Raw genomic sequence first — 20,672 nt, 5'->3', positions numbered from 1 at the left:
AGGCGCGATTCAGACCGAGGATGGAATGGAAGAACGAATGGAGGCATGGTAGACCGCCGGTACCCGCAGAGTGAGCCCGACGAGCAACTCGTAAGGAGACACGCCAGCCAGCCCGGCCACGGTTTCGACGGTCAGACAGTCCTGTCCGTCGTACCCGAGCAGCGTAGCCACCTGTCCCAGGTCGCAGTCCACGGCGGTGACATCCACCATGATCATGTCCATGGTGACCCGTCCCGCGACCGGACAGCGCACTCCGTTGATGAGTACCATGCCGGCGTTGGAAAGATGCCGCCGATAGCCATCGGCATAGCCGCAGGCAATGGTGGCGATCCGGCGTGGGCCGGGCGCCCGCCAGGTTGCGCCGTAAGATACCGACTCCCCCTCGTGAACCGCGCGGAGATCGATAATCCGGGCCCGCAGGTGCACCACCGGCTGCAGTCCGAGCTCCTCACTGAACAGTCCGGCATAGAGGGCAATACCGGGACGGGCGAGATGCCCCGGTGACCCGGCGTGGCGGCTGGCAATCGCACCGCTGTTGTCGCTGTGCCGCAGGACGTCAGGGGGGAGGACATCGTGCAAGACCGCCAGGGCGTCGGCAAAACGGCCGTCCTGTTCGTCGCGTGAAGCGAGCGATTCGTCGGCGGAGTGAAAGTGTGTAAAGACGCCCTGAGGGGGCGCCTGTCGCATGGCATCGCGGAGCGAATCCACCTCGTCCCACCGAATACCGGCTCGGGCCATGCCGGTATCCACGGACAGGTGGTAGGGCGCCAGTGCCTCCGGTGCCCCGAGGGTGGTCCACCGGGCGATATCGGCGGCGCGATGCAATGCCGGGGTAACCCCCAACGCGTGCGCGCGTACCAACTCGTTGGGCAGCAGGGGTTGCAGGCAGACGATGCGCCCCAGGCAGCCCGCCTCGCGAAGCAGTTCCGCTTCGTCGAGCGACGCGATCCCCAGCCCCCAGGGGGCGTCGGCGAGTGCGGGCTGGTCGTCAAAGGCCATACCCAGTGCCCGGGCGACAGCCACTGCTCCCACCCCATAGCCATTGGCCTTTACCATGGGCAGCAACGGCACGCCGGCCCGCGCACGCAGAACGCCGGCGTTGTGGCGCAGGGCGCCGAGGTCGACATCGAGCCAGGCGCGAGCGAAATCGTCGTCGCGGGTCGGGTATATTGGCGAGGCAGCCATACCGGCAATCCTAAGCGCTTTCACGCAGCCCGCACAACGATGGACGCCTCGTCTTCCGAAGGTCCCACTGGGGAGAACTCCCCTGCCCCGCGCTCGCTCGATGACGCGCTGGCCCTCATGAAGGATCTGCGGGCCCGCTGCGACTGGGACCGGGTCCAGACCCACACCACGCTCCGCCCCTATCTGATTGAAGAAGCGCACGAAGTGGATGACGCCATTGCCGGTGGCGACGACGCGGTGCTGCGCGACGAGTTGGGGGACCTGCTGCTGCAGGTACTTTTTCACGCGGTCGTGGCCGAAGACCGGGGAGCATTCACCATGCAGGATGTCGCGGGAGCGCTCATCGCCAAGATGCATGCGCGGCATCCGCACCTGTACGGCGATGGGATCAAGCGGCCGTGGGAAAGCATGAAGGCGCAGAAGGCCAATCGCTCCACGCTTGAGGAGGGGCTGCCGGCGGGGCTCCCGTCATTGCACCGCGCGCACCGGCTGCAGGATCGCGCTGCGGGGGTGGGCTTTGATTGGGACAATGCCTTGGGCCCCCTCGCCAAAGTACGGGAGGAAGTGGAGGAGGTGGCACAGTTGGTGGATCCCGATACCGGTACCGTACAAGACCGCGATGCCTTTGAGGCCGAGCTGGGTGACCTGCTCTTTGCCGTCGTGAATCTGTGCCGCAAGACCGGGGTGCACGGAGCGCTGGCGCTGGACCGCACCAATGCGAAGTTCGTGCGGCGCTACGCGACGATGGAGCGGCTGGCGGCAGCGGATGGCCGCACGTTGACCGCGTTGTCGCTGGAGGAGCAGGACAAGTACTGGGACGCGGTGAAGCGGGGGGAGAAGTAGGACTAACAACTGAGAACTCGAACTGACAACTGAAAACTCCCACTCACAACTGACAACGTTCCGCACCGCGATGAGTTGTCAGTTCTCAGTCAGAGTTTTCAGTAGTCAGTTCAAGTAATCAGTTGTCAGTTGCCACCTTTACGGCGCAATCCGCCCCATCAACCGCGGGAAGGGGATGCACTCGCGGATATGTTCGATGCCGCAAATCCAGGCGATGGTGCGCTCAAGGCCGAGGCCGAAGCCGGAATGCGTGAAGGTCCCGTACTTGCGAAGATCGAGATACCAGCCGTAAGCCTCAACGGGGAGCCCTTCGTGGGTCAGGCGGGCGAGAATCTTGTCGTAGTCATCTTCTCGCTGTGACCCGCCAATGATTTCGCCGCGGCCTTCGGGCGCCAGCAGATCGGCGCAGCGCACCGTGCGCGGATCGGCCGGGTTTTCCTTCATGTAAAACGCCTTCGCTTCCTTCGGGTAATTCACCACGAAGACGGGGCGCTGGTACTCGTCTACAATGAGCGCTTCGTCGGGCGCGCCCAAATCGTCCCCCCACGTGATATCGCTGCCCTTGCTCTGGGCCAACTTCACCGCGTCTCCGTAGTCGAGACGCATGAACGGCTGCGACACGCAATCCAGTTTGCTGGTGTCACGTTCCAGCACCTTGAGCTCTTCCTGTCGCCGCTCGAGGACGCGCTCCACCAGATAGCGGACGAAGTCCTCCTGCAGATCCATGTTGTCGTCCTGGTCGTACCACGCCATTTCCGGTTCAATCATCCAGAACTCGGTGAGATGGCGGCGCGTCTTGCTCTTTTCGGCGCGGAACGTCGGCCCGAACGTGTAGATACGTCCCAGCGATGCCGCGAGCGCTTCGCCGTACAACTGTCCGGTCTGCGCAAGGTACGCGGGGCCTTCTTCGAAGTATTCGGTGCTGAAGAGCCCAGCGCGTTCGCCAATGGCGGCCGTCAGAATGGGCGTGTCACAACGAATGAAATCCCGGGAATAAAAGAAGTCGTGCACGGCCTGTTCCAGCTCGTGTCGCACGCGCATGATGGCGCCTTGCCGCTGACTGCGCAGCCAGAAGGTGCGGTTGTCGAGCAGGAAGTCGATGCCGTGTTCCTTGGGCTGAATGGGGTAATCGAGCGGACTCGCCCCAATGAGCGTGAGCTCCTTTACGCCCATTTCAAAGCCACCGGGTGCACGCGCATCGGCCCGAACTTCGCCCACCAGTGCGACACTCGCTTCCTGCGTCAGCTGCGTGAAGGACTCCCACGCGGCCTCCGACACCTCGGCCTTCACCACCACGGCCTGCATGATGCCCGTTCCATCGCGCATGACGGCGAATCCGAGCTTGCCCTTGGAACGAAGGTGAGTGACCCAGGCGCGCACCGTTACGGTGGCACCTACATGGTGCTTGAGATCGGCAATGCGAGTGGTGGACTTGTTCACGGATCCGGCAGGTGAGAGCGGACAGACAAGGACGCGCGCCGGCACTACCAGCCAACCGGGCCCGTACGACTGCGGTGAATAATGCACGCAGAGGGCAGCCGGAGGGACTGCCGCAGGCTACACCGGCAGGCCGAGGGCCGCTCGTACCCGGTCCACCAGGGCATCCGGGGTAAAGGGCTTGGCGATGTAGGTGTACCGGGCATCGTCAGGCATCTCCTCGCCATCCTGATAGCCGGACATGAACAGCACCGGCACCAGGACCCCCCGCTGTTCGAGGGCGGCGGCCAGTTCCCATCCACCCATGCGCGGCATGACCACATCCGTCAGCACGAGATCAGGCATGGTGTCGATCTGTGTGAGCAGCTCCAGGGCGTCGCGACCATCGGGGGCCACTTCCACCCGGAAGCCCTTGCGCCGCAGGATTTCCCCGACGAGTCGTCGCAGGCCGGCCTCGTCTTCCACCACGAGTACCAGTTCGCCATCAGAGCGGCGGGACATTTCCGGTTCCAGTGCGACCGGTTGCGGGGCGCCCATGATGCGCGGCAGGACCACCGACACCGTCGTGCCCACGCCGGGGGTGCTGTCCACGAACACCTGCCCTCCGGCCTGCGTGACAATTCCGTACACCATGGAAAGGCCAAGCCCGGTTCCATCGCCGATGTGCTTGGTGGTGAAAAACGGCTCGAATATGCGGGACATGATCTCCGGGGACATGCCAACGCCGGTATCCTGCACCTCGATCACCACCCATTCGCCCGGAGGCAACGCGCGAAAGGGTTCCGCAGGGTCCTCCCCGATATGCAGTGGGCGGGTGGCAATGCGGACCGTGCCCCCCGATGGCAGGGCGTCACGCGCATTGACCACCAGATTCATGAGCACTTGCGACAGCTGACCATTGTCAACCAGCACGCAGAGCGGTCCCGCTTCCACCTCGGTGAGCAGATCCACCCGTTCCCCGATGAGCCGCTGCAGCATGCGCTCCAGATCATGCACGATGCCGTTCACGTCATGGCGATCGAGTGTGACCTTCTGGCGCCGGCTGAAGGCGAGCAGTTGGGACGTGAGCAGTGAAGCGCGGTCGGCGGCCTTGAGGATTTCCCCGAGATCAGTGCGCAGCTCCTGCAGCTGTTCGCGCTCATCGTCGCTGGGGGTGCGTTCCTGCAGTTCAGCGGAGTGCTGGTCGGAGAGCTGCGCAAAGCCGGTAATGGCCGTCAGCAGGTTGTTGAAATCGTGCGCAATTCCGCCGGCCAGCGTCCCCACGGCCTCCATTTTTTGCGAATGGAGCAGCCGCTCTTCGAGCTGCAGTCGTTCCGCGACTTCGCGCCGCAACTCGGCGTTGGCCTGTTCAAGCTCGCGGGTCCGATCTTCCACGGCCCCCGCCAACGCCCGCTGGCGGGTGATGATGGTGAGGCTGATGTACATCAGCATCACCCACAGCAGTGCGGAGGCCGTGCGCGTGGTGCGGAGTTCCGTTTCAACCGCCGCCCGCCAGCCAGCCGCGGGCGCCATTCGCAACGTCCACGACACATCGGCAATAGGGAGTACGACGCGGATGGGCGCTGCAATGGAGTCACGCCCCACCAGCAGTCGCCCCCGGTGATCATGGAGCGCATAGGCGATGCTGGCCGGAATGGTGGCCAGTGCCGCCTCGCTGATCATCGACTCCAGGTCAAGCACCATGGCCACCATGTCCGGCCCTTCCGGGCCGAACGGACGCAACTGCTGGCGGGCAATGAACCCCACGCCGCCCTGCAGCAGACTGATGGGCCCTGTGAGGACGACCGATGGAGTCTGCATGGCCCGGCGAACGCCGTCCGACACTTCCGGATTGGGGTGCTGGTACAGGTCCACGCCCACCAGCAACGAATCGTCAAAGTCGGGCCACGAGCGCATAATGCGCCCCTTGCGGACCAGCTGAAACGCCCGCACCCCCGACGCCGCGCTGCTCAAGCCCTCCGCGAAGGTCGGGAAATCGGCGTTGAGGCTTGGCATGGCGGGTTCGGCCTCCACGAAGGCGCGCAACGCATCGAGACGACTGACCCGCCGATCAAAAAAGCCGGAGATTTGCTTGGTATAGGGCGCGGCCAGCGCCTGAATACGGTCGCCCTCGCGCGCAATGAGCGACTGCGCGTACCACCGGTCGAAGGCGATGGCCACCATCACCCCCGCGATGCCCACCATGAGCGCCGCGCTGATTGAGCGCACGCGATGTGTTGCCCCAGCTGTCACAAGACCTCTCAGTGCCGCCCACTGTGCCAGCCGGCCGGCATCGGCGCGTTGTGCACTCCCTGTCGTCTGACGTTACCGACGGCGCCCGCGAACCACCACAAGCCAACCGCCACCCGTCCCACCTACTTTCGCGATACAGAAGAGTCGCACGTGTTCGCCGATCTCTGCGGTGACGTAGCTCACGGGCGGACCGCCACAGCGGCTCGGAACAGCCACGGCGGTTTGGGACGATCAGCCAATCTGAAAGAGTTCGAGGGCACGGGCGTAGCCCACCGTCAACTGGTGCCGCAGCGCATGGTGCGCGGGTAGTTCCAGCAAGGGATCGTCACGAAGGAGACGGTCTGCCACGGTTCGCGCGGTTTCGTTGAGCGCTTCGTCCCGCAACGGATCGGCAATCCGAAACGCCGGTAGCCCGTGTTGCTTTGCCCCGAACAGATCGCCCATGCCACGCAGTTGCAGGTCGGCGCGTGCGATCTCGAATCCATCCTCCGTGGACGCGAACATGCTCAGGCGTTCGGCAGCCTCGGTGCCGACATCTCCCAGCAACACACAATACGATTGTTCGCCGCCCCGTCCCACCCGCCCACGCAGCTGATGCAATTGCGAAAGTCCGAAGCGTTCGGGATGCTCAATGATCATGACGGTGGCATTGCCGACATCAATCCCCACCTCGATGACCGTTGTGGCCACGAGCACCTGTACCTCTCCCTGCACAAACCGGCGCATAATGGCGTCCCGCTCTTCGGCCGGCAATCGCCCGTGCAGCAAGGCTACCTGTCGCGCGGCGAATGGACCGGTGACCAAGGCCTCGTACATGACTGTCGCCGCCTTGAGATCGATCTTCTCGCTTGTTTCAATGAGCGGGTACACCACGTAGACCTGTCGCCCGGCATCGAGTTGCGTATTGGCAAACTCGAACACCTTGGCGCGTCCACTTTCCGGCCGCACGACCGTGGTAACGGGCTGCCGTCCGGGGGGACGCTCGTCGAGCACGCTCACATCGAGATCGCCATACATGGTGAGCGCGAGCGAACGCGGAATGGGCGTCGCACTCATGAGCAGCACATCGGGTGTTTCCCCTTTGCCGCTCAGCACGGCGCGTTGCTCCACCCCAAAGCGGTGCTGCTCATCGATGATGACGAGCCCCAGATTGCCAAAGCGTACATCCGGTTGCAACAGCGCGTGGGTGCCGATCACGAGGACGGCGTCAGGACTGGCCAATCGCGTGAGGGCGAGTCGCTTCTCGCCGGCTGGCAGTCGCCCGGTGAGCAACAGCGGTGTAATGCCCAGCGGAGCGAGCAGGGTACCAATACTGCGCGCGTGCTGTTCCGCCAGCAGTTCCGTGGGGGCCATGAGTGCCACCTGCGCCCCGTTCTCCATGGCCAGCAGGGCGCTGAATACCGCCACCACCGTTTTGCCGGCACCGACATCCCCCTGCAAGAGGCGATGCATGCGCCGCGGGCTCTCCATATCCTGCACAATTTCACGGATGGCGCGCACCTGCGCGTGCGTGAGCGTATAGGGGAGCGCCGTGCGCAACTGACTGGTGAGTTGCCGCCTGTTCGTGAACTGCCGGCCACCGCGCGCGTCACGCGCCATCATGTTGGCCCGACGATGCAGCAGTTGCACACAGAGCAGTTCTTCGAAGGCCAGCCGCGAACGTCCGCGCACGGCTTCTGCCACACTGGTCGGTCGATGCACCATGCGCATGGCATCGCGCAACGACGGGACATCGGCCGCCTGCAGCACCTCGGGCGGGAGCGGCTCCTGCACCAGTGGCAACAGCGCATCGAGATGCTGCTGCACCATGGCCCGCAGCAAGCGAACGGACAGTCCTTCGGTACCGGGATAGACCGCCAGCACTCGCCCTTCACCGGTCCCTTCTTCCTCGGGACCGAGGTTGACGAACTCGCGCGGCTGGAGCCGACGTCCGTGAAAAAAGCGCACCGGTCCGGTGCACAGCAGCCAGTCGTCCTTGTTGATGGTGCGATCGAGAAACGGCTGTCCCGGCCAGGCGATTTCCAGCATGCCGGTGGCGTCCTGAATCACCGCCTGGAAGACACGCAGCCCTTTGCGGGTTGGCAGCACGCCTTTGGCGATCACCCGCCCGAGTACGGTGACGTCGGCGCCCACGTCCGCATTGGCCAATGGCGTGACCGTGGTGGCATCTTCGTAGCGATGGGGGACATGCCGCAGCAGATCGCCCGCCATCGTAATGCCCAGCTTGGCCAGCAGCGTGGCACGCGCCGATCCGATCCCCTTGAGGTACGTAACCGGGGTGTCCAACGTCAGTCGCGGCGCCGGGCGCGCGGGCGGGCGTCGCCGACGCTCCTGCGCATCCGAGTCGCCGCGGAACGTCACGTCTCGACCAGCTCCCGTGCGTAATCACCGGCGTCGAACGGCTCCAGATCGCCGATCTGTTCGCCCAGCCCAACGAACTTGATGGGCACGTCGAGCGCCTCGTGCACCGCCACCACAATGCCCCCCTTGGCCGTGCCATCGAGTTTGGTGACTACAATGCCGGTCACGGGTACCGCGGCCGAGAAGGTGCGCGCCTGCGACAGCGCGTTCTGACCGATGGTGCCGTCGAGTACGAGCAGAATTTCGTGCGGCGCGTCGGGGAGTCGTTTGCCAATCACCCGGTGAATCTTGCGCAACTCCGTCATCAGGTCGTCACTCGTGTGCAGCCGTCCCGCCGTATCGACGATGATCACGTCCACCCCGCGGGTGACACCGGCGTCGACGGCGTCGAACGCCACGCTGGCCGGATCACTCCCGGGGGCGCCGCCCACGAAATCGACGCCGGCGCGCTCAGACCAGACGCGCAACTGATCAATGGCTCCGGCGCGAAAGGTATCGGCGGCGCCCAGCAGCACGCGTTTGCCTTCAGCGCGAAACGCGGCGGACAGCTTGCCAATGAAGGTGGTTTTCCCGGCCCCGTTGACACCAATCACCAGCACCACGGTGGGCCCGCCCGGATTGGTACGCAACGCCGGGTCGCTGTTCCCCTTCCGCAGCGCCGCTTCAACGCCATCGGCGAGCGCCTGGCGAAACTCGCTTTCCGATTTTACGTCGCCGCGCTTGTGGCGACGCTCCACTTCGGCCACCAGCGCCAACGAGGTGGGGACGCCGAAATCGCTCTCAATGAGCAGTGTTTCCAGTGCCTCGAGGGAGCCTTCGTCCACCCCCTTGAACAGCACGGACACATCGGTGCGCACCACGTCCTTGATGCGCTGCCAGAGAGAGCGCTTGGGAACGTCATCCTTTCGGCGGAACAGTCGAGCCATATGCCTGCAACCTGAAAGAAAGCGATAAAGTCAGCCGTTAACGCTGCCCTGCGGCGCGACGCGCGAGCCATTCCGCGCACAGCAACAACAGCGCCAGCACAAACGGCCAGCCCGCGTCGGCAAGACGGGGCGCATCAGAGCCGGCGACGCCTCGCGCCAACGGCCCCGCCTGCACGCCGGGCGCTCTGGGCACCCATTCACGTGACGCGTTGACCACCAGCACACTGGCCCCCCCTGCTGCCTGCACATCGTACACACCAGCCGGAATCATGGCCGACGTGGCCTCGTAGCGTGTCCCGAAGCGTACCGCCACGGAATCACGGGAGGCGCCCGCCGAGGCCCGCCTGGCAAGCCGCACCGGGACCACCGAGTCGGCTCCTCCGCGACGCCACATCACCGGCTCACCAGCGCGCTGCACTCCCGGTACCGGCCGTGCCGCGCGCAGGTCGCCACGACCAGCGGAGACCCAGTCGAATATAGCCCCCCACAGCGCCGTGAACGCGTCGCGATTGCGGCCGGCCCGCAGCGACCATCCGGCGTAGCCGGAGCCCGAAATGACCACGGTGCGCGTACCACCCGCCTCGCGCGTCGCGATGGCGGGCTGCGCGTCCCCACGCTTGCCAAGGCGCATGGTGAGCACGGTTTCCGTACCCTGCGCCGGTCCGGCCAGCGTGACCGGGGGCAACGAATCAAACGGCAGGGCCGAAAGCGCCGCCATGAGCGGCGACGGCGGGGCCGCGGCCGCGTACCACTCGGGCGTGCGCGTCAATTCCCCGGCGCGCGCAATCTGGGTGGGGGGAGCTGGCACCCAGAGAGCCCGCGCGGTCGTCGCCGATGCCGACGGTGCCGGTCGCCAGGCGGTGTCGCCGTGCACGATCAGCATGCCGGCCGCAGCCGCGCGCACCTTGACCTCGGCTTCGCTGATCGGGGCGAGTGAGCCTTCCACGCGCCACACATTGGGTGCGATGCGCAGGTAGGCCCGGGTGGGCACATCGAGGGCGCCGCGGAGAACCGTGAGCACTTCCCGCACGTCGATATCGGGCGCGGTGGAAACAAACACGGCGGTGGGTTTGTCACCCACATCCATGGCCACCGTGAGCGTATCGTTCCGCAGCTCCACATCACTCGCAATGTCGAGGACCGCCTGCACGATGGCAGTGCGGTCGCCGCGTGGCACAACGACCGGAATGGCGATACGGGTGTTCGCATAGGGCGCCAGCGCCGGGACGGCAGCGGTGGCGACTTCGGTACCATCAAGACGGATGTGCAGCGTACCGTCGGGGGTCGCCACACCTCCGGCGGCGACCGTGGCGGCGATGGCGATAGTGTCGGCGCCTGTGGCGGACACCGGCACCGCAAGATCGGCCAGCCCAACGTCACGTCGTGGCGCGTGTGCGAGGCGCAGCACTCGCGATCCCGGAGGCGCTTCAGACAGGGCGTCGGCGTCATCGACTTCGCCGTCGGTGACCAGGACCAAACTGCGTCCCAACGAGGCGGCACGGTCCACGGCCGGCCGTAAACGTGTGGACAGATCCTGCGGAGTAAGCTGTGCTGCGTCCGTGGTACTGGCGTCGCGCAGCGAATCGCCCACGAAGACCACGGGCGCATCACCCGGCAGCCCGGCAAATACCGAGTCGGCCAATTGCTGGCGCCAGGTGCGCACATAGGTGCTTTCATCGCCCACTGCGCGTCGCCATGAGGCCGACACATCGATGGCCACCAACGGCGCCCGCGGGGTGGCCCGCCCCAGGGGGGCCGACAGCAACAGCGCCGCCACAACCGTAACGGCAGCGCCGCGCAGGAGCGCCAGCAACCAGGTCAGTGCCGACTGTGGCGAACGTGCCGTCCCCACGGAACGTCCGTAGGCGAACCACGCCGCCAGCAGGCCAAGGGCTACGGCAATGAGCCAACGAATCACGAAGAAACGCTCACAGGGGGCGCGGACCAGAGAAAGGGCGCGGGGCAGAAGAATGGTGATTCTCCTGCCCCACCGGTGGGAGCAACGACTCCCGTGCTGTTACGCAGTGCCAGCGAGATTTGCTCGTGGCGAGGCGGCGGGGAGTAAATCAGTCGCCGCTGGGGCGCTGGGCGCCGCTGCGAACGGCCGTCGCCGCGGCGGGCTGATCGAGCTGGGCGAACAGCCGGGCCTTGAGTTGGGCGAAGGTGCTACGCTGTGCGGCGGCGAGCGGTTCACCGGTCTCGTTGCGCAGGGCAATGCGGGGATCTTTGTGCACGCCTTTCACCAACACTTCGAAGTGCAAATGCGGCGCCGTGGACAGCCCGGTGGTACCCACTTGCCCGACCGTTTGCGAGATGCTGACCGACTGTCCGGAGCGCACGTTGATGGCGCGCAAATGCCCGTAGCGGGTGACCACACCGTTGGTGTGCCGGATTTCGATGGTCTTGCCGTACCCACCCTTCCAGCCGGCAAAGATCACGCGGCCGTTGCCCAACGCGCGGACGGGCGTTCCCGACGCCGCGGCGTAGTCCATGCCCTGATGCCGGCGCACGGTGCCCAGAATGGGATGGCGCCGGAGGCCGAACACACTGGAAATGCGACGGAAGGCGAGCGGCGCTCGCAGGAAGGCCGCGCGCATGGACTTCCCTTCGCCATCGAAATAGGCCACCCGGGTGCCCTGCGTGAAGCGCATGGTTTCCACGGGCTTGCCGGCCACGGTCAGGCGAGCGGCAATGATGTTGCCCGGACGAACAAGGCCGTTGGGAGCCCTCTGACGCTCCACCAGTACACGGACCGAGTCGTTCTTTTGCAGATCACGGCTGAGATCGACGCGGTACTCCAGGATATCGGCCAAGGCATAGGCGAGCTCAGTACGCTGCCGCTCCGGGAAGGCATCCGCGCCGGCGGCAATGGCCGAGGTGAGGCTGGAAGTGATGACTCCGCCAACGACAACGGTATCCGTGGTCCACTGGAGCTTTTCTTCCTTCTCAACCCAGGTACTGCCGAACGAGCGCGTGAAGCGCACTACGCGATCGATGGCCAGTTGCAGCACGACTTCGGAGGCGCCGGAGTCCGGGTCCACCTTGGTGGTAATGGTGGCGCCAGCCCGGACCTTGGTGGGGTCGAGCGCGGAGGCGACACTCAGGGCTTCAGCGGCCTCTTTCGGTGCCAGCCCGGCCCGCTCAAGGGCCGCGGAGAGCGGTTCCCCCCGACGGATAGTGTCGGTCTTGGTACGCCAGCGGGCAGCAACGGAAACACGAGGCCCCGCCGCCAGAACACTGGCCGCGGGGCGCTCTTGAACGGGACGTCCCAGCGCGATAACAGCCGCTCCGATGCCCAGGCAACCGGCGGCGACGAGCAGCTTTCGCGAGGAAGTCAATCCATCTGTCTCCGTATGAACGTCGGGATTTCCATATCGTCGAGCTCAGGGCTGGACGATGTGGTAGTCGGTGGAACACGCGGGGCGCGCGGGGGCACCCCTTCCCAGGCAGGACGAGCTGGTGGAACTGGAGGTCTCGCCGCGGGCCGGGTGCCGGTGGGGAATGGCAACACGGACGGGGCTTTGGCTCCACCGGTCTGAACATCAGAATGTGGGGCAGCCGCGGCCCGGGGGGAAGGGGCGTAGGGGCTATTTGTGACAGCCGGGGCCGCTACCGTTGGCTGAGTCCCCTGCAAATAGCGATCAAAGCCGGTGGCAATGACCGTGACCCGGATCTCCCCCATCATGGCCGGCTCATGCACGGCCCCGAAGATGATCTCGGCGTCGTCGCCCACGGCGTCATGCACGATGTCGTTGATCTGGTGCACTTCGCCGAGCGTGAGATCCTCACCGCCGGTGATGTTGACCAGCACGCCCGTGGCGCCGGAGATGGAGACGTTGTCGAGCAGCGGCGAGGCAATGGCCTGCTGGGCCGCTTCGGTGGCGCGGTTTTCGCCGCGCCCGATGCCGGTGCCCATGAGTGCCGACCCGCCGTTCTGCATCACGGTGCGGACGTCGGCGAAGTCGACGTTCACCATACCCGTTTCGCTGATGAGCACGGAGATGCCCTGCGTGGCGTGCAGCAGAACTTCGTCGGCCTTCTTGAGGGCTTCGTGGAATGGGATGCCCTTGCCCACGACCGCCAGCAAGCGCTCGTTGGGCACGATGATCATCGTGTCCACATGCTTGCGCATTTCGTTGATGCCTTCTTCGGCCTGACGCATACGCTTGCGCCCTTCGAAGAGGAAGGGACGCGTCACGATGCCAACGGTGAGGGCGCCAGCCTCGCGCGCCAGCTGGCACACCACCGGTGCGGCGCCCGTGCCTGTACCGCCACCCATGCCGCAGGTGATGAACACGAGGTCGGCATTGCCGAGCACACGCTTGGTGTCTTCGCGGTTCTCTTCAATGGCCTGACGCCCGATTTCAGGACGGGCACCGGCACCGAGACCACGCGTGAGCTTCTTGCCGATCTGAATCTTGACGTCGGCCTTCGAATTCATGAGGGCCTGCGCGTCGGTGTTGACCGAGATGAATTCCACCCCTTCGAGGTGTTCCTCGATCATGCGGTTCACGGCGTTGCCGCCGCCACCGCCAACGCCCACCACTTTCATGCGAGCGTTCTGGGATCCGCTCTCTTCGAACTCGAAGGTCATCCGGGGGAGTTCCATAAACAGGCTGGCCGGCGCAAGGAGTGAATGACGCAGGCATCCGGGGTGAGGGGACGCCTCGCGGTCAGGTTGCGGCGAGCTCCACCGGCGTTGGTGGACCGCGCTCCTGACCAATGTGCAAATGTGGAGGAAGCAGTTCGTGGTACGGAAGCTCCCCTAGAATACACGTTCGATTGCCACGCGCAAGCACTGGATTTTGTTGAAGTTGGCGCTTTTTGCCGACGGTCCGGAGCGTCACAAATTCGGCCAATAGTTATCCACAGAAAAGCAACTCGCGATGGTTCGTGACATTTGACATGGCGATTGCCGTGTGAACAATTCCCCGATGTGATCAACGCCGTCTGAACACGATGTACAGGGGCATTTCGCGGTTCGTCGGTGGGCCGGCGAACATCGGAAGAGCGCCACGGAAAAATCGATGGGTCGCCATGCAACCGTGAACCACAAACCCGAACCCACAACCCGGAACTGATCAGTTTCGGGTTATGCGGTTCGGGTTTGTGGTGTTGGGTGGTACGGTCTCCGGCCCAACTACGGCTTCTTGGGCCCCACCACGTCGTTCCAGTTGATCAGGCTGTTGAAGACCATGTTGAACTCCCCGTGGTTCTGCCAGCGGTAAATGGGGTTGTTCGCAAACAGGATCACCCGACCACGTCCGTTTACCGCCTGCGGTACATCCACCGCGAACGGGCGGCTCCTGAGAGAGTCGGCGCCGGTCATCAGCCCTGACAACACGGCCTTGTCCCCCCCCACGTAGCGCGCCAGTACGTTCCCTTCATCCGCGATCCCCACCTTGAACGGGGTGCCGCCCACGTACTTCACGGGAATGGTCGTCTTGCCGAACCCGTAGAACACCGGATGCTCCGGGCGCGTAATGGTGGCTTCCACCAGCGGCCGCTGCGCCGTGAGCCCCACCACCGGGGTCTTGTCCACCGTGCGCGCCCAGCCAAACTCGATGGGCAGTCGCGCGCTCTCGCCAATGGCGATCAGTGTGCCGCCTTCCTCTAAGAAGCTGGCTACGGCATCAACGCCCTTCTGGCCAAAGCCACCCGTGATGTTGTCCGTCTCGCCGTACATGCCCAGGAACGGGTACTTGGGGTCCTTCTTGTACGGCACGGGGCGCGCGGCGGGCGCCTGCATCACCGTGGTCTTCGACAGATTTTGCTCGGCCATCAGAATGACATCGAAATCCCGGCGCAGGTTGCCCTGCATCAGCCGCTCCTTGTAGACGAGCGTGAAGGGGATCTTGAATTCGTCAAACGTGAGCCGATACCAGCCGAGGTTCTGCGTGCCGCTCCACTGCGAATAGATGGCCACCCGTGGCGCCTCGGCATTGTGCGTTCGCACGGTCGGCACCGACGGCAGATATGCCGCCGTGAGACCGAGCGAATCCACCAGCTTGCGTACCACCGTCGCGTGCTTGGCCTCGATAAGGAACGATCCTGCCGGATACGTGGTATCGCCGGCGGCAAAGCCCTGCTCTGCCACCTTCATGGGCACGCTGCGCAGGAGATAGCGGAAGGTGACCATGTGGTTGCTGCCCAGATGCGCCACGGCAATGGTGTTGCCACCGGTGCCCGCGAGTGTCCCCTTGGCAATGGCGCGATCAACGTTGGTGACCGGAGTCTTGAGAATGCTGGAGTCGCCGACTTCCAGTACATCGACGCCCATGGCAAAGCCCATGCTCCAGCCGCTGTCGTCGTACGTGTTCAGTCGCGCGTCAGGATACTGCTGCTTCTCCAGCAAATTCTTGGCGAGGCGGCCATACGGCTGATCGCGCTTGATGATGTACGAACCGGCAGGATACGTGGTGTTGCCCACCTTCACCGGTGCCGTGGCCTGACCGATTTCGATCCGCTGCACCCGCAGCAGGTTCACCATTTCGATCACGCGCGTCATGTCGCGCTGCACCGGGATGACGAATCCGTATGGCGCCTTGTTCTTCCCTTCTTCGATGCTGTTCCGCGTCTTGATGTAGAAGTTCTCCAGCACCGTTTGCGGGAACATGCTGGCCAGCTGCAACGCCGAGATGACGCCGGTCTGCATGTAGTTGGCGTTGGAGCGACGGGTGAACGTGGCAATGTCGTTGAAGCCAATGGGATTGCCGCGATACCACTCGCGATCCTGCGCGCCGCCCCGACCCGTTGGGATGGCACCAGCGCGCCCGCCAAAACCACCACTCGCAGAAGCCGCCCCCACCGCCATGCCACGGCGCGCGTTGGCCATCGCGGTGCTGTCGAGGTCTCGCCCCGACTGTGTTTCGTACATCTTCATGAGGCCGTTGTGGTTGTACGCCACCGAGCCGAGATAGCCGGGCGACCAGCCATCCATGAAGGCGTGCGTGTACACGCCGGGCATGCCCCACTTGGTCATCTGCGCCATTTCCCAATTGCCGAACCACGGCAGTTCGGCGAACAGAATGGGATCGAGATTGGGGTTCTGCGGCGGTCCACCGGTGTACGTATAGAGCAACGGCTGCGCTTCATGCAGGTCGTGCATGATGGGCGGGTACGCGGTGAAATACCAATCAATGATCGCGCGCATCTGCACCAACTTGATGTTGATGTCGCGATTGTTGTCGTGATACACGTACTTGCCCCAGTACGGCACCTGTCCGCCCGCAAAGCCACCCGGAGCGGGAGCGGTGGGGGCCGCCGGCGCGCGGCGTGTGGTGTCATTGGGCGCCGCCGCACTCGGTGCCTGCGCCGTCACGGTAGGCTGCGCCATGGAGAGGTTGCGCAGGAACCAATCGACGTTGCGATCACGCCCATCGGCATCGGCCGCCGGCGTGATGGAGACATACAGCTGTTCGCGGATCTGACTGATAATGGGCGACGTCTCAGCAGCAAGTCGGTAGGCAAGCTCCATGAGTGTTTCGGAGGGGCCCGTTTCTCCCGAGTGCAGTCCGCCCATGAGGTGATAATGCGGCTTGGTCTGCGCCAACAAGGACTTGACCTGGTCCTCCGTCATGCCGCGCGGATCGGCGATGCGCTTCAGGTTGGCGCGGTTCTGCGCGACCTTCTGCATGTTGGCTTCGCTGGAGATCCAGACCACGACCAGCTCGCGTCCTTCGTCAGAGCGGCCAATGGTTTCGACCTTGACGCGTGGCGTCGCCTTTTCAAGTGCACGATAGTAGGCGAGCTGCTTGTCGTAATACGTGAGGATGCGGGGCGCGCCCACGTGATAGCCGAGTACATCACGCGGCGTAGGAATGCCGGGCACCAGTGGCAGGTGATCTACCAGGGGGCTGGAATGCTTGGCATTGGCCAGCCATTCCTTGATGCTCTGCTCAAAAGTGGGATCCTGCTTCTGGGCGGGATCACGCGTATCGAGCGTGAGCTGCTGGGCGGGAATACTGAGCGGCGCGGCAATGAGCAGACCGGTGACGCAGCGCCGAAGAGTGGCAGTGAGAGTGGACACGGGGGCCGGTAGATGGGTGCGAAAAGAGTATCTTCTCCTTTACGCAACATTGCGGACCGGCGTTCGGCTACCACCGTCAAGACGAACGTGCCGCCGGCGCATGCAGGCGGCGGCCTCCCTGCTGATGCGACTAGAAAAAGTCCTGCAGCCAGGTTTTTACACGTGACGCGAACTTGTCCACCCCACCACCGCCGCTGAGAGACGTACGGCGCGAAACGACGCCGCCCAGAGCTGCGCGATGTGCGCCGTACAAGGCCAGTCCGGTCACGGTGGCAAAGCGCGGATCGGCAACGTTCTCCACCAGCCCATCGAGCTTGGCGCCGGGTACGCCAATGCGCACGCCGAGGCCAAAGACATCGGCCGCGAGTTCGTTGATACCTTCGAGCGAAGCGCCACCGCCGGTCAGCACAATGCCGGCGTTGAGCTTGCCCTTGAAACCGGCCTGCTGCACTTCGCGCACGACCTTGTCGAAGATCTCATCCATGCGCTGATGGATGATGTGTGTCATGAGCTCGCGCGAGATGTGGCGTTCCCCGTGCGACCCAGACGCCGGCATGGCGATGACCTGCTCCGGATCGATGAGCGGCTCGTAGGCACACCCGTACGCTTCCTTGAGCTGCTCGGCATCGTGCTGCGTAATGCCCAGCCCCTGCACCAGATCGCTGGTGACGTTGTTGCCGCCATACGGGATGGTGCCAAGATGCCGGATTTTTCCTTCGTGGAAGATGGCCAGATCGGTGGTACCGGCGCCCAGTTCCACCAGCACGACCCCCAATTCTTTCTCTTCCTCGGTGAGGACCGCCAATGCACTGGCCAACGGCTCGAGCACCAGCTCGCGCGTCTTGTAGCCGGCGCGTTCGATGGCCTTGCGCAGGTTCATGGCCGGCGAGCTGCCGATCGTGACGAGATACATCTCCGTCTCGAGCCGCGTTCCGATCATGCCCACGGGGTCACGAATGCCGTCGGCCTTGTCCACGCGATACTCCTGCGGAATGGCGTGCAGCAGTTCGCGGTCCTGCGGAATGGCCATGGCACGCGCCACTTCGTTGACGCGCTCCACATCGGGGCGCGTGATTTCATCGCCGCTGATGGCCACCACACCGGTGGAGCACATGGCCCGCACATGTTCGCCGGCGATGCCCACATACAAGCCGTCGGGCTGCACACCGGCCACACGACACGCTTCTTCGACCGCCTGCCGGATGGAGCGGGTGGCTTCCTCGATGTCACTCACGACACCGCGTCGCAATCCCATGGTGCGCGTCGTGCCCACGCCGAGCACCTTCAACCGCGGCGCACGCGGCACATCCCCATGGACCGCGGCCACGAGGGCGGTGGTGTGGGCGGTGCCAATATCGAGGGCGGCTACAATGGGTTCGGACGTCATGGCTGTCTGGCGATCACCTGGTTACGGAAGCGCAGGTCGAGCTCCACGGCGCGCAGGCGGTTGCGCGCGAGGTCGGCTTCCACCGGTAATATGTCCTTGAAGCGGGCTACGGTCACCTCGGGGGTGGTCCGAACCACAAATGCGTCGAGCTTGATGCGAAATTCATCGGGCGCTGTGCCCGATTTGACCCGGTCGGCGCGCTCCACTCGGGCAAAGAGTCCGGGTTCGGAGCTCCGGAGCCCCTCCAGGAGGTGCATCAGGGTACTGTCGGCCGAAACCGACAGCGGCACATCCATGGGCACCTCGGTGGGATCAATGGGCAAGCGGTGCCCTGCCCCGTCCACCGGGTCCAGCCGCCCTCCCTTGCGACGCACCAGCGCCACGGGTTCGCGTTCGACGACCCGGACCAGCATGGTGCCCGGCAACTGCCGCTCGACCGTTACACTCTGCACCAGGGGATGGTCCTGCAACCGCCCCGCCAGCGGCGGCAGTGGCTGCCACACCGACTGCGTGGTGTCCACCTTAAGCAACGCCATGGCCTCACTGCGGGGCGTATAGCGCATGCCTTCGAACACCACTCGCCGAACCCGGAAGAACTCGAGGGTGGAGAGCCACCGCGGTCCCCACCAGGGACTGGCCAGCACCCCGCCAACAAGCGCCACTAACAGCACCCGGCGCAGCACACGCCACCAGAGGGGCCGCGTGCCATCGTTGGATGAGTCCGCCGTCGTGGCGGAGGGAGTGAGCGTACGAGTGGCCACGCGACTCAGTGGTGTGAAGCCGTCGCGCGCAAACGATCGAGCAGTTCCGGTCCGGTACGGGTGATGTCGCCGGCGCCCATGGTGACCACCACATCGCCTTCCTGGACCATGCCGTAGGCCGCCGCCGCGGCATCGGCGCGAGGCCCCTGCCAGCGCAGGACAGATGGTGAAACGCGGTTGCCAATCAACGCCGAGGTCACGCCGGGCTCAGGCTGCTCCCGGGCGCCGTAGATATCGCAGAGCATCAGCACATCCGCGGCGCTCAGCGCGTCCGCGAATTCCACCTGCAGGTCGCGCGTGCGCGAATAGAGATGGGGCTGAAAGGCCAGTACCAATCGGCGCCCAGGGAAGGCATGGCGGGCTGCCGCAATGGTGGCCTGCACTTCGGTGGGGTGATGCGCGTAGTCATCCACCACCTCAATGCCACGCTCGCTGCCGAGACGCTGAAAGCGACGCTCCACCCCGCGGAAGGCCGCCAGACCGGGGGCCATGGCAGGGACCGTCGCCCCGAGCGCCAATCCGGCGCCAATGGCCGCCAGCGCGTTGCGCACATTGTGCACCCCTGGCACCGCCAACTGAACATCGCCCAGCGCTTCGCCGTCAAACCGCACGGTGAAGCGCGAACCGGCGGTATCGAGCACCAGCGCGTCGGCAATCAGTCGGGCATCGCCGGCATGCGCCGATGGCGCCGTCCCAGGGGCGGTGGCGGAATACGCAATGACCTCGCGGCTCGATGCCACGCGCAGCGACATCGCCCCCGCATCGTCGGCACAGCGCACCAGCGCCCTGGCCGGTGACAGATACATCTCGAACGCGCGCGTGATGTCGTCGAGATCGCGGTAGATGTCGAGATGATCCGCTTCCACGTTCAACACGACGGCCACCTCCGGCTCAAGCGCCAGAAACGACCGATCATACTCGTCGGCTTCCACCACGAACGTTTTGCCACCCAGCCGCAGGTTACCGCCCCACAAGCCCACGCGCCCGCCCACGACCCCCGTGGGATCGTGACCGGCGCTGACCAGCGCTTCCGTGGTCATGACCGTCGTGGTGGTTTTGCCGTGCGTGCCGGCAATACCCACCAGCGTACCGCCACTCACCGCATCGGCCAGCGCTTCCGCGCGACGAATGACGGGAATGCCGGCCGCGCGCGCGGCCACCATTTCGGGATGCGAGACGGGAATGGCTGACGAATAGACCAGCGCGCGCGCCGCGGCTACCATGGCGGCATCGTGCTCGCGAACGGTAATGCCATACTTGGCCAGATCCGGTGCCCCGCCGGGATTGGCGTCGGTCCCCTGGATGATGACCCCGCGGCGTGCGAGCAATTCGGCAAGTGCACTCATGCCGGCGCCGGCAATGCCAACGAAATGCACCGGACGCGGGTCCGTAGCGTCGAGGAGAACGGACCGCGAGGGCGAGTCCTGCTGGGGGGAGACGTCCGAGTGAGCCATCGGTGAAATATGGCGACGAAGGCGCGGCGTCAGAAGCGCGCGCCGTCAGTCGTCACC

The 20,672-nt window shown here is 64.9% G+C and carries 13 protein-coding genes; 1 reads left to right on the top strand and 12 read right to left on the bottom strand.

Annotation, left to right across the window (positions count from 1 at the left end):
• Positions 1-9: 9 nt before the first annotated feature.
• Complete coding sequence (gene alr / locus GEMMAAP_RS07940; protein WP_026850531.1) at positions 10-1,185, bottom strand: alanine racemase; 1,176 nt, start codon at positions 1,183-1,185, stop codon at positions 10-12.
• 39 nt (positions 1,186-1,224) lie between these two features.
• On the opposite strand from alr, the gene mazG reads away from it, so the two are divergent.
• On the top strand, positions 1,225-2,028 hold the full coding sequence (mazG, locus tag GEMMAAP_RS07935; protein WP_075071463.1) for a nucleoside triphosphate pyrophosphohydrolase: 804 nt from the start codon (positions 1,225-1,227) through the stop codon (positions 2,026-2,028).
• 138 nt (positions 2,029-2,166) lie between these two features.
• On the opposite strand, the gene asnS is transcribed toward mazG, so the two are convergent.
• The 11 genes from asnS to murC form a co-directional block, all read right to left on the bottom strand.
• Positions 2,167-3,468, bottom strand: a complete 1,302-nt coding sequence (asnS, locus tag GEMMAAP_RS07930) for an asparagine--tRNA ligase (RefSeq protein ID WP_053334414.1) — start codon at positions 3,466-3,468, stop codon at positions 2,167-2,169.
• 117 nt (positions 3,469-3,585) lie between these two features.
• Positions 3,586-5,673: a hybrid sensor histidine kinase/response regulator gene (locus GEMMAAP_RS07925; protein WP_053334413.1), complete on the bottom strand. Its 2,088-nt coding sequence runs from the start codon at positions 5,671-5,673 to the stop codon at positions 3,586-3,588.
• Between the two features lie 255 nt (positions 5,674-5,928).
• Positions 5,929-8,058 carry an ATP-dependent DNA helicase RecG gene (gene recG, locus GEMMAAP_RS07920; RefSeq protein WP_053334412.1) on the bottom strand — a complete coding sequence of 710 codons (2,130 nt, stop codon included), beginning with the start codon at positions 8,056-8,058 and terminating at the stop codon, positions 5,929-5,931.
• On the bottom strand, positions 8,055-8,984 hold the full coding sequence (gene ftsY, locus GEMMAAP_RS07915) for a signal recognition particle-docking protein FtsY (protein ID WP_026850528.1): 930 nt from the start codon (positions 8,982-8,984) through the stop codon (positions 8,055-8,057). Before ftsY ends, recG begins: the two co-directional genes overlap by 4 nt.
• 37 nt (positions 8,985-9,021) lie before the next feature.
• Positions 9,022-10,902 carry a hypothetical protein gene (locus GEMMAAP_RS07910; protein ID WP_026850527.1) on the bottom strand — a complete coding sequence of 627 codons (1,881 nt, stop codon included), beginning with the start codon at positions 10,900-10,902 and terminating at the stop codon, positions 9,022-9,024.
• Positions 10,903-11,050: 148 nt separating this feature from the next.
• A complete protein-coding gene (locus GEMMAAP_RS07905) occupies positions 11,051-12,322 on the bottom strand; it encodes a M23 family metallopeptidase (RefSeq protein ID WP_053334411.1) in 1,272 nt (423 codons plus the stop codon).
• Positions 12,319-13,593 carry a cell division protein FtsZ gene (gene ftsZ, locus GEMMAAP_RS07900; protein WP_238588193.1) on the bottom strand — a complete coding sequence of 425 codons (1,275 nt, stop codon included), beginning with the start codon at positions 13,591-13,593 and terminating at the stop codon, positions 12,319-12,321. Before ftsZ ends, GEMMAAP_RS07905 begins: the two co-directional genes overlap by 4 nt.
• A gap of 531 nt (positions 13,594-14,124) precedes the next feature.
• Positions 14,125-17,013 (bottom strand): M14 family zinc carboxypeptidase, encoded by a 2,889-nt coding sequence (locus tag GEMMAAP_RS07895; protein ID WP_053334410.1) that lies wholly within the window; start codon positions 17,011-17,013, stop codon positions 14,125-14,127.
• A 130-nt stretch (positions 17,014-17,143) separates the two neighbouring features.
• Positions 17,144-18,400: a cell division protein FtsA gene (gene ftsA, locus GEMMAAP_RS07890; protein ID WP_026850525.1), complete on the bottom strand. Its 1,257-nt coding sequence runs from the start codon at positions 18,398-18,400 to the stop codon at positions 17,144-17,146.
• On the bottom strand, positions 18,397-19,161 hold the full coding sequence (locus GEMMAAP_RS07885; protein ID WP_026850524.1) for a cell division protein FtsQ/DivIB: 765 nt from the start codon (positions 19,159-19,161) through the stop codon (positions 18,397-18,399). The genes ftsA and GEMMAAP_RS07885 overlap by 4 nt, the downstream gene beginning before the upstream one ends.
• Positions 19,162-19,166: 5 nt before the next feature.
• Entirely contained in the window at positions 19,167-20,615 is a 1,449-nt protein-coding gene (murC, locus tag GEMMAAP_RS07880; RefSeq protein WP_075071462.1) for a UDP-N-acetylmuramate--L-alanine ligase, read from the bottom strand.
• Between the last annotated feature and the right edge of the window lie 57 nt (positions 20,616-20,672).

Origin of the sequence: Gemmatimonas phototrophica (assembly GCF_000695095.2) — a bacterium.
GTDB classification, from domain to species: Bacteria; Gemmatimonadota; Gemmatimonadetes; order Gemmatimonadales; family Gemmatimonadaceae; genus Gemmatimonas; species Gemmatimonas phototrophica.
This window is presented reverse-complemented; position numbering and strand designations above follow the sequence as displayed.

What these genes read in the sequence shown, in the direction of transcription:
- ftsY (WP_026850528.1), bottom strand. Translation starts at nt 8,984, where the DNA reads ATGGCTCGACTGTTCCGCCGAAAGGATGACGTTCCCAAGCGCTCTCTC.
- alr (WP_026850531.1), bottom strand. Translation starts at nt 1,185, where the DNA reads ATGGCTGCCTCGCCAATATACCCGACCCGCGACGACGATTTCGCTCGC.
- ftsA (WP_026850525.1), bottom strand. Translation starts at nt 18,400, where the DNA reads ATGACGTCCGAACCCATTGTAGCCGCCCTCGATATTGGCACCGCCCAC.
- murC (WP_075071462.1), bottom strand. Translation starts at nt 20,615, where the DNA reads ATGGCTCACTCGGACGTCTCCCCCCAGCAGGACTCGCCCTCGCGGTCC.
- ftsZ (WP_238588193.1), bottom strand. Translation starts at nt 13,593, where the DNA reads ATGGAACTCCCCCGGATGACCTTCGAGTTCGAAGAGAGCGGATCCCAG.
- mazG (WP_075071463.1), top strand. Translation starts at nt 1,225, where the DNA reads ATGGACGCCTCGTCTTCCGAAGGTCCCACTGGGGAGAACTCCCCTGCC.